Here is a 14,594-nt window from a genome sequence, read left to right as displayed (position 1 = left end):
TCACGGCCCCGCACGCACCAGAACGCTCGACTGTCCCGGGAGGCTGCATTGCGAGGATCCGCCCCTGTCCGCGCCCTGGCCGCACACAAGAGTGCGCGTCGCACGGCGGGAGCCGTCGCGTCGGTCGCCCTGTTACTGCCTCTGCTGGGTGCCGCACCGTCCGGCACAGCCGAACAGGCCCCAAACGAGCGTCTGCAGAAGGCCTTCGCCGCGGCAGCCGCCGAGTACCACGTGCCGCAGAGTGTGCTGCTCGGGGTCTCGTATCTGCAGTCGCGCTGGGACACGCACGGCGGGGCTCCCAGTGTGGCCGGCGGCTACGGCCCCATGCACCTCACCGACGCGCGCACCGCGCTCGCCGAGGCCACCCAGCACCACAGTGAAGGCGACGAGGACGCCCGCGGCGACTCCTCACGCCCCGCCCGCGTCCCGGAGGTGTCTCCGGCGGCCGTCCCCGAGATCTCCCAACTCCCCGCTCGCCTCAAGACGTTGTCCAAGGCAGCGGGGCTCACCGGGCTCTCCGCCGAGCAACTGCGCACGGACGCGGCCGCGAACGTACGAGGCGGCGCGGCACTGCTCGCCGCCGCACAGAAGCAACTGGGCCGGCCGCTCAGCGACGACGCGGCCGACTGGTACGGGGCTGTGGCGCGCTTCTCGGGCGCGGACGACAGCGCGACCGCGGCGACCTACGCCAACGACGTCTACGCCGTGATCCGCGACGGCGAGCAGCGCACCAACGACGAGGGCCAACGCATCGACCTCGCGGCATCGCCCGGGCTGCGGACGGACGCGGCCCAGATCGAGCGGATGGGCCTGCGCAAGGCGGACGGAGACGACACGGAGTGCCCGCCGACCGTGGCGTGTGAGTGGATCCCGGCGCCGTACGAGGAGTTCGGCGACGGCGACTACGGCAACCACGACCTGTCCGGGCGGCCCGCGTCCCAGAGCATCGACTACATCGTCATCCATGACACCGAGGGCAGCTGGGACACCACCCTGAAGCTGGTGCAGGACCCGACCTATGTGTCGTGGAACTACACGCTGCGGTCGACGGATGGGCACATCGCCCAGCACGTGAAGGCCAAGGACGTCGCGTGGCACGCGGGCAACTGGTTCGTGAACGCCAAGTCGATCGGCCTGGAGCACGAGGGCTTCCTCGCGGATCCCGATGCCTGGTACACGGAGGCGATGTACCGGACGTCGGCGCGGCTGGTGCAGTACCTGGCCAAGAAGTACGACATCCCGCTGGACCGGCAGCACATCCTCGGGCACGACAACGTCCCCGGGCCGACCACCGCCAACATCCGGTCGATGCACACGGACCCGGGCCCGTACTGGGACTGGCAGCACTACTTCACGCTGATGGGCAAGCCGTTCCACGCCACGGCGAGCGCGAACGGCGGGCTCGTGACCGTACTGCCGGAATTCACCGAGAACCAGCCGGAGTTCACGGGCTGTGCTGCACAAGGCGAGCCCTGCCGTGCGCACGGGTCCAGTGCCGTGCGGCTGCACACTCGGCCCAGCGAGGACGCTCCGCTGATCAAGGACATCGGCCTGCGGCCGGGCGGTGAGGACTCCACGATCGATGTGAACGACACGGCGTCGCGCGTGTCCACCGGCCAGCAGTACGCGGTCGCAGGCCGCGAGGGCGACTGGACGGCGATCTGGTACCTGGGGCAGAAGGCCTGGTTCAGGAACTCGAAGACGCAGCCGACCGCCGTCAACGCGTCCGGGCTCGTGGTGACGCCGAAGGCCGGCGCCGCGGACGTTCCCGTGTACGGGCGCGCGTACCCGGAGAAGGAGGCGTATCCGGCGGGCGTGCCCGCTCAGGCGGTCTCACCTCTGCCCTACAAGCTGCTCGCCGGGCAGAGGTACGTGGTGGGTGACAAGGTTCCCGGCGAGTACTACTACTCGACGACCTTCGACACGGCGCCGCACAAGGTCGTGCGGGGTGCGGACGAGTACTACGAGATCCAGTTCGGGCACCGGGTAGCGTTCGTGCGGGCGGCCGACGTGGATGTGGTGTCGTCGGGTTCGTAGGGCCGCTGTCGACTGCGTACCCAGCAGCAGATGGGGCCGGGTCTGCCTGGTGTGGACCCGGCCCGTGCGTACGTGAAGGTCAGCGCTGCTGGAACAGCTCGGCCGGCAGAGGCTTGAGCAGCGCGTACAGGTCTTCGGTGATCGGCCGGTCCCACGCGGCGATGGTCACGAGCACCCCGTCGCTGCGGTCGAACTGCACGCAGGAGATACGGCTCTCGGAGAGCTTCAGGCGACGGACGATCAAGAGGTTGTCGCCCTGCATCACCGGCATGTCCTCGGTGTCGAGGAGGGTGACCTCTTCGTCGTTCTCCAGCGCCAGCAGCAGCTGCGCGACCTCGAACGGGATCTGCCCCTCGGCGGTCTCGCGGGCCGGCGAGCCCTCGGGGAGATTGCCGATGATCATCGCGGGGCCGCGGCCGCCGAACAGGTCGTAGCGCAGGAACACTCCCTGGCAGCTGCCGTCCGGTGCGGGCAGCAGGCCCGCGCCGAGATTGCCCGGCCAGTCGCCCGGGTCCATGGCCAGGACGTCGAAGTCCGGGCCAGCGGGTGTGGCGGAGCTGCGGCGGCGGAGGAAGGACATGCGGCCATGGTACGTGTCCGCGGTGGCTTTGCGGCGTCGGGGGCAGGGCTTGATCAACGTGCCATACGCCGTGGTCGGGGCCGCGCCGGTGACGGGCCTCTGCCATGGTGAGGACTGTGCGTGTCCATGACTCATGGCATGACCATGAACCACTGAAACGGAGCCATCGGTTTGACCGTGAACGAGCCGGAGGATGTGGCCGGTGTGGCCGGCGATGACAGCATTCTCAATTACTGGCGGGCGGGACTCCACGCCGTCCCCGAGGAGGTCTGGCGCCATCCGGATCTCACCGTCCTGCTGCTCCCGGACAACGCTCTCACCAGCATCCCGCCGCGCATCGGCGCGCTGAAGGCGCTGCACACCCTGGACCTGGGGCACAACAAGCTCACCCACGTGCCGGACGAAATCGGCGACCTCGCCGGGCTCCACCGGTTCCTGTATCTGCACGACAACGAACTGGTCTCGCTCCCGGAGTCCTTGGGTCGCCTGACGCGGCTGGCCTATCTGAACGTCGGCGAGAACGCTCTTACGGAGCTGCCCGCGTCGCTTGGCTCGATGACGGGTCTGGTGGAGCTGCGCGCCCAGCACAACCGGCTGACCGCGCTCCCGTCCTCCATCGGCGGCCTGGCGGCACTGCGCGAACTGTGGCTGCGGGGCAACAACCTCACCGGCCTTCCCGACTCCGTACGGCATCTCGGGCACTTGCGGGAACTGGAGCTGCGCGAGAACGCTTTCATGGCCGTGCCGGAGGCGCTGCGTGGGCTTCCTCGGCTGCGGCGGCTCGATCTGCGCGGCAACCGACTGCGGCGGCTGCCCGGCTGGGTCGCCGAGCTCCCCGCGCTGGAGAAGCTGGATCTGCGGTGGAACGACGTCGAGGTCCCGCGCGATGTGCTGCGGGACCTCGAGAGAAGAGGCTGTGTCCTGCTGCGCTGAGCGCCCGGCGTCTGCCAGGACACGGCCGGGCGGCAGTCACTCGGCGACTGCCGCCCGGCCGTCCGCCCGCTCCGTCGAGCAGAGATCAGTCGTTCCTCAGTCGCCGTCCTCCCGTGCCGGCGGCACGACCGCCACCGGGCTCGCCGCGTGCAGCAACACCGCATGCGTGACCGAGCCGAGCATCCGTGCGGGCTGGAGCAGCCGCCTGCGATGGCGTCCCACCACGACCAGGTCGGCGTCCTTGGACGCGGCGACGACATGACCGGCGGCGTCACCGCCCAGCACGGACACGTCCACGCGCAGGTCCGGGTGTTGCTTGCGGTGGACGGCGAGGACGTCGTCGAGCAGGCGCTTCGTGTCGGCTTCGACCGCGTCCTTGTCGACGACGGCCATCGCCGCGAAGTCGGTGGGCACCGACCATGCGTAGAAGGGCCAGGGGTAGGCGGAGACCACCTCGAGGCGGGCGCCGCGACGGCCGGCCGCGGCGAACGCGAAGGTCAGGGCCTGGTGGTCGGGCGACTCCGCCGAGAGACCGACCACGACGCGCGGGCCGGGCTCGGCGGGACCATCGCCGTGCACCTCGCGTCCGGGGCGCGGCACCACCACGACCGGGCAGGCGGCGTCACGTGCGGTGGCAATGCCGTTCGAGCCGAGCAGCAGGCTGGCGAAGCCGCCCCGGCCGCGCGAGCCCATCACGATCAGCTGGGCGTCGGAGCTGAGCTCCGGCAGTACGACGGAAGGCGCACCGTCCAGCGTCAGGTACTCGACGGGAGGCAGACCCTCACGGCCGGCGAGCGAGGCGCGGACCTGGTCCCCCACCGGATCGCCCTCCGGGACCGGGGGCGGGGGCATCACCACCGCGGCGCCGGGCTGTGTCCACTCGGTGTACTGCCGCACGTGCACGACCCGTAGCGGCGCGTCCCGCAACCGTGCTTCCAAAAGGGCCCACTCCAGGGCGCGCAGGCTGTCTTCCGATCCGTCGACTGCCGCGATGACCGGCAGGGTGCTCATGGGTTCCTCGTCTCCGGCACGGTGCCACGATCGACCAGTTCCTCGGGCCAGACTCGCTCAGGCGAGTACCCGAGAAAAGGGTCAAAGGTCACATGTCCGGAAGAATCGATGATCCATGGGCGCCCTGCCGTGATCGGCGCTCAGGGGCCGACGCTCAGGTGAGGTCGAACTCCCCTTCGCGCGCTCCCAGCACAAACGCTCCCCACTCGGCCGGAGTGAAGATCAGGGACGGGCTCTCCGGGCGGCCGCCGTTGCGCATCGCGATGAAGCCCTCGACGAAAGCGATCTCGACGTCCCCCATCCCTCGGCTGCTGGAGCGCCACTCGGCGCCGCTCAGGTCCAGCTGCTCCGGCTTCTCCCAGCCCGCACGCGGATGCTGCGTGATGGTGCTCTCGGCCACGTCCCTGCTCCTCCCGGCTCGTCGTCCGCGGCCAGACTAGCGAGCGGTTCGCGTGCCGGACAGGCCACAGGCGGGGACGTGGCCGCGTCCGGCCCGCCAGTCCGCTCAGACGGTCGGCGGCTGTGCTCCGACCAGCCACATGGAGAAGAACTGAGAGCCGCCTCCGTAGGCGTGTCCGAGGACCCTGCGGGCACCGTCGACCTGGTGCTCCCCCGCCTGCCCGCGCACCTGGAGCGCCGCCTCGGCGAACCGGATCATGCCGGAGGCGCCGATGGGATTCGTCGACAGGACTCCCCCGGACATGTTCACCGGTAGATCGCCGTCCAGTTCCGTGACCCCGGACTCGGTGAGCTTCCAGCCCTCGCCCTCGTCCGCGAAGCCCAGGTTCTCCAGCCACATCGGCTCGTACCAGGAGAACGGCACGTACATCTCGACGGCGTCGATCTCCCGTCGCGGATCGGCGATGCCGGCCTGCCGGTACACATCGGCCGCGCAGTCCATTCCGGCCTTGGGCGACACGAAGTTCTTGCCGGCGAAGAGCGTCGGTTCGCTGCGCATCGCACCGCCCAGCATCCAGGCGGGCGGCCGCGGTGAACGGGCGGCGCCCGAGCGGTCGGTCAGGATCATGGCGCAGGCGCCGTCGGAGGACGGGCAGGTCTCCGAGTAGCGGATCGGATCCCACAGCATCGGGGACGCCTGGACCTTCTCCAGGGTGATGTCGTGCTCGTGGAGGTGTGCGTAGGGGTTCTTGAGAGCGTTCCGCCGGTCCTTGTATGCGACGAGGGAGCCGACCGTGTCGGGCGCGCCGCTGCGTCGCATGTACGCGCGCACGTGCGGGGCGAAGAAGCCGCCGGCGCCGGCGAGCAGCGGCTGCTGGAAGGGGACCGGCAGGGACAGGCCCCACATGGCGTTGGACTCGGACTGTTTTTCGAAGGCGAGGGTCAGGACCGTTCCGTGGACGCGAGCCGCGATCAGATTGGCGGCCACGAGCGCCGTGGAGCCGCCGACGGAACCCGCCGTGTGCACCCGGAGCATGGGTTTCCCGACGGCGCCCAGCGCGTCGGCGAGATACAGCTCGGGCATCATGACGCCCTCGAAGAAGTCGGGGGCCTTGCCGATCACCACGGCGTCGATGTCCGCCCAGGTCAGCTCGGCGTCTTCGAGAGCGCGCACGGCTGCCTCGCGGACGAGTCCCGCGATGGACACGTCGTGGCGCGCGGCGACGTGCTTGGTCTGGCCGATGCCGACGACCGCCACGGGCTCCTTGCCCGCCCTGCCCGCTGTCGCGGCTCCCACTGTGCTCATCGCGGGTCTCCCTCCAGTACGGCGACCAGGTTCTGCTGCAGGCACGGGCCGGACGTCGCGTGACCGAGGGCACGGTCCGATTCGCCACGGTGGATGCGTGCGGCGGCCTCCCCGATCCGGATGAGGCCCGCGACCATCACGGGGTTCGCTGAGAGCGCTCCACCGGACGGGTTGACGTTCACCGTGTCGTCGAGCCTGAGCGCCTTGCGCAGCACCACCTCCTGGGATGAGAAGGGCGCGTGCAGCTCCGCGGTGTCCACCGGCCGTTCGAAGGCTCCGGCCCGTTCGGCGGCCAGCCGCGTCGACGGCGAGTCCGTGAGATCGCGTACGCCCAGGCTGTGCGCCTCGATGCGGTGGTCGATCCCGCGGATCCAGGCGGGCCGCTCGCACAGCTTGCGGGCCCGGTCGCCCGCGGCGAGGATCACGGCCGCCGCTCCGTCGCGCGAAGGGGGACAATCCCCGGTGCGCAGGGGCCGTACGACGTACTCGCCCTGGGGAGGCGGACCGGGCACCTGGGCGTGCGGGTTGTCCGCTGCGGCCGCACGGCTGCGCGCCGCGACGCCCGCGAGGGCGCTCTCATCCGTGTCCCCGGCATCGATCAGCGCCTGCGCCTGCAGGGCCGCCAGCGCCACCGCGTCCGGCCATAGCGGCGCCACGTAGTACGGGTCGAGTTGACGGGTCAGCACGTCCCGCACGGATCCCGGCGACGACTTGCCGTGCGCGTACACGAGCGCCGTGTCGGCCTCGCCGGTCAGCAGCTTGATCCATGCCTCGTACAGCGCCCAGGCGCCGTCCGTCTCGACGTGCGACTCGGAGATGGGCGGCCAGGCGCCGACCCCGTCGAGCGCCATGGTGAAGGAGAAGGGGCGTCCGGCGAGGTAGTCGCTGGAGCCGGAGCAGGTGAAGCCGATGTCGCTGGTCTTCAGGCCGGTGCGGTCCAGGACCTCGTGCAGCACCGGCATGAGCATCTCGACCTCGGAGAGCTCGTCGGTGGTGCGCAGGTGGTCGGTCTGTCCGAAGGCGACGACGGCGATCTCGCGCGCCGGTGGGGTGCCTAGCATCTAGACCAGCTCCTTGTACGTCTCGTAGTCCGCGTCGGGTTCGCCGGTGGGCCGGTAGTGGTCCGGGTAGCGGCCGCCCTCGCTCCACACCGGCTCCACGCGCAGGCCCATCCGCACCTGGTCGTAGGGGATGCCGCCGATGCGGCCGTGCAGGGCGAGGTCGGCGCCGTCGAGGGCGATGTGCGCGTAGACGTACGGCACCTCGATGTCGAGGTTCTTCGCCTTGATGTTGACGATGCAGTAGGTGGTGACGGTGCCGCGGGGGCCGACCTCGACCTGTTCCGATGTGGCGACGCCGCAGGTCGGGCAGGCGCCCCGTGGCGGTACGTACACCTTGCGGCAGGACGGACAGCGCTCTCCGACCGTCCTGCGCTCCGCGAGGGCGTTGATGTAGTCGGCTTGGGCGCGGCCCGGCGCATAGGTGTAGTCGAGGCGGGCGGGCGCGACGATGCCGGTCACCATCTCCTCGAACCGCCCGTCGTGCCCGCCGGGTTCGGGTGCCGCACCGTCGTACGGCTCGAAGCAGGCGATGTCCGTGATGGCGCCGGAGCGTTCGCCGGCCCAGCGGATGCGGACGCGCATGCCCGTGTGGACGGCATCGGGTCCTGGAGCGTCGAGGGCATGCAGGAGAGCGGTATCGGCACCGTCGAGTTGCACGAGGACCCATGCGAAGGGCCTGTCCAGGGGCTGGCCGCGGCGGGGCTCGTGGTTCCAGGCCCAGGTGGTGACGGTGCCGGTGGGGGCGACCTCGACGAGGTCGCGTATGTCTTCGGCGGTCACGGGGTCGTACTCGACGGGCGGCACGAGGGTCCTGCCGTCGGCGGTCTTCACGCCGAGCACGACGCGTTCGCGCAGCCCGGTGAGAAAGGCGCTCTGGACGGGGCCGAGTGAGCGGGTGAACGGGAACTCGACGACGAGGGGGGCTTTGAGGACTTCGGGCACGGGGTCTCCTCGTGGGAGGGTCGGGGTGCGGAGTCAGGCGCGCCGGTAGACGGGTGGGCGTTTCTCGGCGAAGGCGCGGGCGCCTTCCTTGGCGTCGGCGGTGTCGAAGATCGGCCAGCCGCGTTCGAGTTCGGACTTCAGCGCGTCCGCTTCGGTCATCTCGGCGGTCTCGTAAACGGAGGCCTTGACCGCCTCGACGGCGAGCGGGCCGCAGGCGTTGATCTGCTCGGCGATGGCGAGAGCGCGCTCAAGCGCCGTGCCGTCAGGGACGACATGCCCGATCAGCCCGATGCGCGCGGCCTCGTCTGCGGTGTACGGGCGGCCGGTGAGCAGCATCTCGAGAGCGTGCGTACGAGGGATCTGCCGCTGCAGGCGGACCGTGGAGCCGCCGATGGGGAAGAGTCCGCGCTTGACCTCGAAGAGCCCGAAGGTGGCGGACTCCCCTGCGACCCGGATGTCGGTGCCCTGGAGTATCTCGGTGCCGCCCGCGACGCAGTGTCCCTCGACGGCGGCGATGACCGGTTTGCGCGGGCGGTGATGGCGCAGCATCGCCTTCCAGTGCAGATCCGGGTCGGCCTTGAGCCGGTCGCGGTACTGCTGGCCCTCCATCCCCTTGCCCGAGAGCGCTTTCAGGTCCATGCCGGCGCAGAACGCGCCGCCGGCGCCGGTCAGTACCACGGAGCGGACCGTGTCGTCCTCGTCGGCCTCGACCCATCCGTCGTACAGACCGACCAGCATCGGCAGAGAGAGCGCGTTCTTCGCCTCCGGCCTGTTGAGCGTGAGCACCAGTGTGGCGCCTTCGCGCTGCACGGTGAGGTGTTCCGTCCCACCCATGTCCCGTCCTCCCGTCTTCAGACTGGAACAGGTTGCAGGAGGCGCGGGCCCAGTTCAATAGTTTTCTGACAGGCAGTCAGATTTCTTGGGCCGGGGCCTTCACAGTTGCGGCGGGCTTTGCTCTGATGGCGGACGAGCCGATGGCCGCCATGGATGCCGGTGTCAGGAGGAGCGGTGGAGTACAACCTTGCCGATCTGTTCGAATCGGTCGTCGATGTCGTGCCCGACCGCGAGGCGCTCGTGTACATCGACCACCCAGGCACGGGGCAGGAACGCAGACTCACCTATGCCGAGCTGGACGCGGCCGCCAATCGCATCGCGCACCATCTGACCGACAGCGGCATCCGGCCGGGTGAGCACCTCGGGCTCCATCTCTACAACGGCATCGAGTACCTGCAGACGGTGCTCGGGTGCCTCAAGGCGCGCATCGTGCCGGTGAACGTCAACTACCGGTACGTCGAGGACGAGCTGGTCTACCTCTACCGGGACGCGGACCTGGCGGCTCTCGTCTTCGACGCGGAGTTCACCGGGCGCGTCGCGGCCGCACTGCCGCACACGGACAAGCTGCGGCACCTGCTGCGCGTGGGGACGCCGCCGGAGGGCGCACCCGATGTGCCGGCCGTGCCCTTCGCGGAGGCCGAGGCGGCCGGCTCCGCCGAGCGCGGGTTCCCGGCCCGCTCCGGCGACGACCTGTTCATCATCTACACCGGCGGCACGACCGGGATGCCCAAGGGCGTGATGTGGCGCCAGGAGGACCTGTTCTTCTCCGGGCTCGGCGGCGGCGCACCGACCGGAGAGCCCGTGAAGAAACCGGAGGAGCTGGCCGAACGCGTCGCGGCAGGCGGCGACGGCATCACCTTCTTCCCCACTCCCCCGCTGATGCACGGCACTTCGACGCTGACCGCGTTCATCGGTTTCAACTTCGGCCAACGCGTCGTGGTGCACCGCAAGTTCGTACCCGAGGAAGTCCTGCGCACCATCGAGAAGGAGAAGGTCACCAGCATGGCGCTCGTGGGCGACGCGATGCTGCGGCCGCTCATCGACGCACTCAACGGCCCGCTGAAGGGCACCGACTGCTCCGCCCTGTTCAGCGTGTCGTCCTCGGGCGCCGTCCTGTCGGAAACCGTGCGGAAGCAGTTCCTCGCGCTCGTCCCGAACGTGATGCTGCTGAACAACTTCGGGTCGTCCGAATCCGGTTTCAACGGCACGGCGACGCCCGACTCGGGCCCTGACACGGGCTTCCGGATCCGCGTCAACGCCCGTACGCAGGTGGTGGACCCCGCGACGTACGAGCCCGTGGCGCCCGGCGAGATCGGGCGCATCGCACAGCGCGGCCACGTGCCGCTCGGCTACTACAACGACCCGCGGAAGACGGCCGAGACGTTCTTCCAGAAGGGCGACGAGCGGTGGGTGCTCCTCGGCGACATGGCGACGGTCGACGAGGACGGCATCGTCACCGTCCTCGGCCGGGGCTCGCAGTGCATCAACACCGGCGGCGAGAAGGTCTATCCGGATGAGGTGGAGGAGGCGCTCAAGGCCCATCCGGACGTGTACGACGCACTGGTGGCGGGCGTGCCGGACGCGAAGTGGGGCAACCACGTGGCCGCCGTGGTGCAGCTGCGCGACGGCGCGGCGCGGCCCTCCCTGGACGACATCCAGGCCCACTGCCGTACCCGTCTCGCGGGCTACAAGATCCCGCGCCAGCTGGTGCTCACGGAGCGGATCCAGCGCTCGCCGAGCGGCAAGGCGGACTATCGGTGGGCGCGGGCGGTGGCGCTGGCGGCGGACGGGTCGGCGGGGGGCGAGTAGGGCGGCCGGGCCCAGGCCTCACACGCCGTGCCTACGCCGTGGTAGGCACCGCCACTGCGGGTACTGGCCCAGCAGAGCGTGCTGGAGCGCCGGGACAGCCGTGGCACCTGGAGGACCCGATGGGCTTCGCCGACGATCATCTGATTCCGCTGGTCGACGCAGGTCTCGGCAACAGCGCCTATCTCGTGGACCTCAGCGACGGGCGGGCCCTGGCCGTGGACGCGAGCCGGGACCTGCGTGCCCTGCGGAGATCGGCCGAGCGGCACGGGGTGCGGGTCGCGTTCGCGGCCGACACGCACCTGCACGCGGACTTCCTGACCGGGTCCGTTCAGCTCGCTCATGACGAGGGCGCCACGGTCCTCGCGTCCGCCGACGGACACCGTGCGTACCCTCACCGGCCCCTGCGCGACGGCGACGAGATCAACCTCAGCGGACTGACCCTGCGGGCACTGGCCACGCCGGGCCACACCGACGAGCACCTGTCCTACCTGCTCCTTGACGGCTCCCGTCCGCTCGGCGTGTTCACCGGCGGATCGCTGATCGTCGGCTCGGCCGCCCGCACCGACCTGATCGGCGCCGACCGCACGGAGGAGCTCGCCCGGGCGCAGTACCGCTCGCTCAGGCGGCTCGCCAGGCTGCCGGACGAGGTGGCCGTCTGGCCCACGCACGGCGCGGGCTCGTTCTGCTCGGCCCCGCCCGGCGCCGAGCGCACCACGACCATCGGCGCCCAGCGCCACTCCAACCCGCTGCTCAGGGCGCCTGACGAGGACGCCTTCGTACGGCAGATGCTGGGCAGTCTCGGTTCCTACCCGGCGTACTTCGGCAGGCTCGCCGAGATCAACCGGCGCGGTCCGGCGGTCCTGCGCTCCCACCCCGGACTCGCCCGCCTGACACCCGGCGCTGTGCGGGCCGCGGTGGCCCAGGGTGCGCAGATCGTGGACGTACGCCCGGTCGCGGACTTCGCGGCGGGACACATTCCGGGAGCGCTCTCCATCCGGCTGCGCGACCAGTTCGCCACCTGGCTCGGCTGGCTGCTGTCCCCGGAAACCCGGCTGGTCTTCGTCGCCGCGCCCGGTCAGGACCTCGCGGAACTCACCTGGCAGGCCCTCAAGATCGGATACGAGCGACTCGCCGGGCATCTCGCGGGCGGCATGGACGCGTGGGTCTCCGACGGCGGAGAGCAGCAGACGGTCGAGCTGGTGACGGCCGACGAGATCGCCGACCGCCCGGTCCTCGACATCCGGCAGCGTTCCGAGCACGTCGCCGGGCACATCCCCGGCGCGATCAGTCTCGAACTCGGCGAGCTTCCGGCTCGTGCGAGCGAGGCACCCGCCCGTGCGGTGGTCGCCTGCGGGCGGGGCCTGCGCGCCATGACGGCTGCGAGCATCCTGCAACGCGCCGGCCGGCACGACGTCGCCGCCCTCGTCGGCGGGCCCCCGGACTGGGCCCGCGCCACAGGGCTCCCGTTGCAGGAAGGCGAGTGACCGCGTGCAGGCTCACTGACGGAAACGGTCCCGCAGCTCCCTCTTGAGGATCTTTCCGCTGGCGTTGCGCGGCAGTTCGTTCACGAAGAGGACGCGCTTGGGCGCCTTGAAGTGGGCGAGCTTCTCGCGTGCGTGGGCGATGAGTGCGGCCTCGGTGACCTCGCCGCGCGGTACGACCACCGCGGTGACGGCCTCGATCCACCGCTCGTCCGGGAGGCCGATCACGGCGGTCTCGGCGACCCCGGGGTGTTCGTACAACGCGTCCTCGACCTGCCGGGACGCGACCAGGACGCCACCGGAGTTGATGACGTCCTTCACCCGGTCGACCACGGTGAAGTAACCCTCGGCGTCCCGGACGACGAGGTCGCCGGAGTGGAACCAGCCGTCCCGGAACGCCTCGGCGGTCTCCTCGGGCTTGTCCCAGTAGCCCTGGCACAGCTGCGGAGAGCGGTAGCAGACCTCGCCCGGTGTGCCGTCCGGGACCTCCTTGCCCGACTCGTCGACGACCCGTGCCTCGACGAACAGCACCGGGCGGCCGCAGGAGTCCATGCGCCCGTCGTGCTCGTCGGGTCCCAGGACGGTGGCCAGCGGGCCGATCTCGCTCTGCCCGAAGCAGTTGTAGAAGGCGAGCCCCGGCAGCCGTCCGCGCAACCGCTCCAGGACGGGCACGGGCATGATCGACGCCCCGTAGTAGGCCTTGCGGAGAGCGCTCAGATCCCGTGTGGCGAAGTCGGGGTGGTTGGACAGCCCGATCCACACGGTGGGCGGCGCGAACAGGCTGTCCGCGCGGCCCGCCTCCACCAGGTCGAAGATCTGGCCTGCATCCGGCGCGTCGAGGATCGTGTTCTCGGCGCCCACGGCGAGATACGGCAGCAGGAACACGTGCATCTGCGCCGAGTGGTAGAGCGGCAGCGAGTGGACGGGCCGGTCGCCGCCGGAGAGATCCAGCGCGTGAACGGCGCTGACGTACTCGTGGACGAGGGCGCGGTGCGTCATCATCGCGCCCTTGGGCAGCGCGGTGGTACCGGACGTGTAGAGCAGCTGCACGAGGTCCTCGGACGCCGGCTCCGGCCCGTCGTACGGTGCCGTGGACGCGAGCCGGGCGAGCAGGGAGTCGTCCGTGTCGCGCAGGGCCAGGGTGCGGACCCCGGTGGGGAGGCGGCCGGCGAGATCGGGGTCGGCGAGCACGAGGGCGCTCCCGGACTGGCGGACGATGTACGCCAGGTCGTCGCCGGTGAGGTTCTGGTTGACGGGGACGTGCACGAGCCCGGCCCGGGAACACGCGAGGAAACCGATCAGATACGCGTCCGAGTTGTGCCCGTGGGCGCCGACGCGGTCGCCGGGAGCGAGCCCCGACTGGCGCAGCACGCCTGCCGCGCGGGAGACCGCCTCGTCGAGTTCGGCGTACGTCCAGGTCCGGTCCCGGTACCGGACGGCGGTCCGGTCCGGCGTTCGCCGTGCGCTGCGCCGGACCATCCCGTCGACCGTGCTGCTGCGTCCACCCGTCATGCCGTGATCTTCTGGGCCGCCGTGCGGGAGGTCAAGACGTCTGCGTCTGCGCGGAGGCACGTCGGACGGCGCACTTCGCTACCGCAGGCCGTCCCTGCCTCAGCCAGACCGCCTGCCGCTGCTGACGGCGCCCGCGCCTCGGCGGCCACCGAGGTCCACCGGGTATGCCCACCTGGAACGGGCCGATCACATGGCCCGGGTGTGTCCCTCCCAGTACGGATCACGCAGTCGCCGCTTGTACAGCTTTCCGTTGGGGTCGCGCGGCATCGACGCGATGAAGTCGACGCTCTTGGGGCGCTTGTACCCGGCGAGCTGCCGCTCGCAGTGGGCGAGGATGTCGGCGGCCAGGGACTCCCCCGGCTCGTGGCCGTCGGCCGCTTCGACGACGGCCTTCACCTCCTCGCCCCAGTCGTCGTGCGGGATGCCGAAGACGGCGGCGTCGGCGACCGCGGGGTGGGTGAGGAGGGCGGCCTCGATCTCGGCCGGGTAGATGTTGACGCCACCCGAGATGATCATGTCGATCTTGCGGTCGCGGAGGAAGAGATACCCGTCCTCGTCGAGGTAGCCGAGGTCGCCGACGGTGAAGAAATCGCCGATGCGGTTCTTCTTCGTCTTGGACTCGTCCTTGTGGTAGCTGAAGCCGCCGGTGGACATCGTCATGTAGACCGTGCCGAGTTCGCCGGGCGGCA

At 70.6% G+C, this 14,594-nt stretch carries 13 protein-coding genes; 4 read left to right on the top strand and 9 right to left on the bottom strand.

What is annotated here, in order from left to right; translation table 11 throughout:
- Positions 1-48: 48 nt before the first annotated feature.
- Entirely contained in the window at positions 49-2,037 is a 1,989-nt protein-coding gene (locus STSP_RS19210; protein ID WP_067279471.1) for an N-acetylmuramoyl-L-alanine amidase, read from the top strand.
- 79 nt (positions 2,038-2,116) lie between these two features.
- On the opposite strand, the gene STSP_RS19205 is transcribed toward STSP_RS19210, so the two are convergent.
- The gene (locus STSP_RS19205; RefSeq protein WP_067279469.1) at positions 2,117-2,617 is read right to left on the bottom strand and encodes a hypothetical protein; all 501 of its coding nucleotides are present in this window, start codon (positions 2,615-2,617) and stop codon (positions 2,117-2,119) included.
- 171 nt (positions 2,618-2,788) lie between these two features.
- On the opposite strand from STSP_RS19205, the gene STSP_RS19200 reads away from it, so the two are divergent.
- On the top strand, positions 2,789-3,550 hold the full coding sequence (locus tag STSP_RS19200; RefSeq protein WP_232789712.1) for a leucine-rich repeat domain-containing protein: 762 nt from the start codon (positions 2,789-2,791) through the stop codon (positions 3,548-3,550).
- Between the two features lie 96 nt (positions 3,551-3,646).
- Here STSP_RS19200 and STSP_RS19195 read toward each other — a convergent pair whose 3' ends face one another.
- From STSP_RS19195 to STSP_RS19170, 6 genes are all read right to left on the bottom strand, one after another.
- Entirely contained in the window at positions 3,647-4,561 is a 915-nt protein-coding gene (locus STSP_RS19195; RefSeq protein ID WP_067279468.1) for a universal stress protein, read from the bottom strand.
- Positions 4,562-4,715: 154 nt separating this feature from the next.
- A complete protein-coding gene (locus STSP_RS19190) occupies positions 4,716-4,961 on the bottom strand; it encodes a DUF397 domain-containing protein (protein ID WP_067279466.1) in 246 nt (81 codons plus the stop codon).
- A 105-nt stretch (positions 4,962-5,066) separates the two neighbouring features.
- Positions 5,067-6,266 (bottom strand): thiolase domain-containing protein, encoded by a 1,200-nt coding sequence (locus STSP_RS19185; protein ID WP_067279464.1) that lies wholly within the window; start codon positions 6,264-6,266, stop codon positions 5,067-5,069.
- The gene (locus STSP_RS19180) at positions 6,263-7,327 is read right to left on the bottom strand and encodes a thiolase domain-containing protein (RefSeq protein ID WP_067279462.1); all 1,065 of its coding nucleotides are present in this window, start codon (positions 7,325-7,327) and stop codon (positions 6,263-6,265) included. The genes STSP_RS19185 and STSP_RS19180 overlap by 4 nt, the downstream gene beginning before the upstream one ends.
- Entirely contained in the window at positions 7,328-8,269 is a 942-nt protein-coding gene (locus STSP_RS19175) for a Zn-ribbon domain-containing OB-fold protein (RefSeq protein WP_067279461.1), read from the bottom strand.
- A gap of 33 nt (positions 8,270-8,302) precedes the next feature.
- The gene (locus STSP_RS19170) at positions 8,303-9,103 is read right to left on the bottom strand and encodes a crotonase/enoyl-CoA hydratase family protein (RefSeq protein WP_067279457.1); all 801 of its coding nucleotides are present in this window, start codon (positions 9,101-9,103) and stop codon (positions 8,303-8,305) included.
- Between the two features lie 174 nt (positions 9,104-9,277).
- On the opposite strand from STSP_RS19170, the gene STSP_RS19165 reads away from it, so the two are divergent.
- Together STSP_RS19165 and STSP_RS19160 are read left to right on the top strand one after the other, a co-directional pair.
- Positions 9,278-10,912, top strand: coding sequence for an acyl-CoA synthetase (locus tag STSP_RS19165; protein WP_067279454.1), 1,635 nt, complete (start codon positions 9,278-9,280; stop codon positions 10,910-10,912).
- A gap of 119 nt (positions 10,913-11,031) precedes the next feature.
- The gene (locus STSP_RS19160) at positions 11,032-12,396 is read left to right on the top strand and encodes an MBL fold metallo-hydrolase (protein ID WP_067279453.1); all 1,365 of its coding nucleotides are present in this window, start codon (positions 11,032-11,034) and stop codon (positions 12,394-12,396) included.
- A 12-nt stretch (positions 12,397-12,408) separates the two neighbouring features.
- Here STSP_RS19160 and STSP_RS19155 read toward each other — a convergent pair whose 3' ends face one another.
- Together STSP_RS19155 and STSP_RS19150 are read right to left on the bottom strand one after the other, a co-directional pair.
- Entirely contained in the window at positions 12,409-13,905 is a 1,497-nt protein-coding gene (locus STSP_RS19155; protein ID WP_067279451.1) for an acyl-CoA synthetase, read from the bottom strand.
- Between the two features lie 186 nt (positions 13,906-14,091).
- The coding region (locus tag STSP_RS19150) for an AMP-binding enzyme (RefSeq protein WP_157902869.1) at positions 14,092-14,594 on the bottom strand (503 nt) is incomplete at its 5' end.

Source organism: Streptomyces jeddahensis, assembly GCF_001642995.1.
GTDB lineage: Bacteria > Actinomycetota > Actinomycetes > Streptomycetales > Streptomycetaceae > Streptomyces > Streptomyces jeddahensis.
Note: the sequence above shows the minus strand (reverse complement) of the source record. Positions and strands in the feature narration are given on the sequence as shown.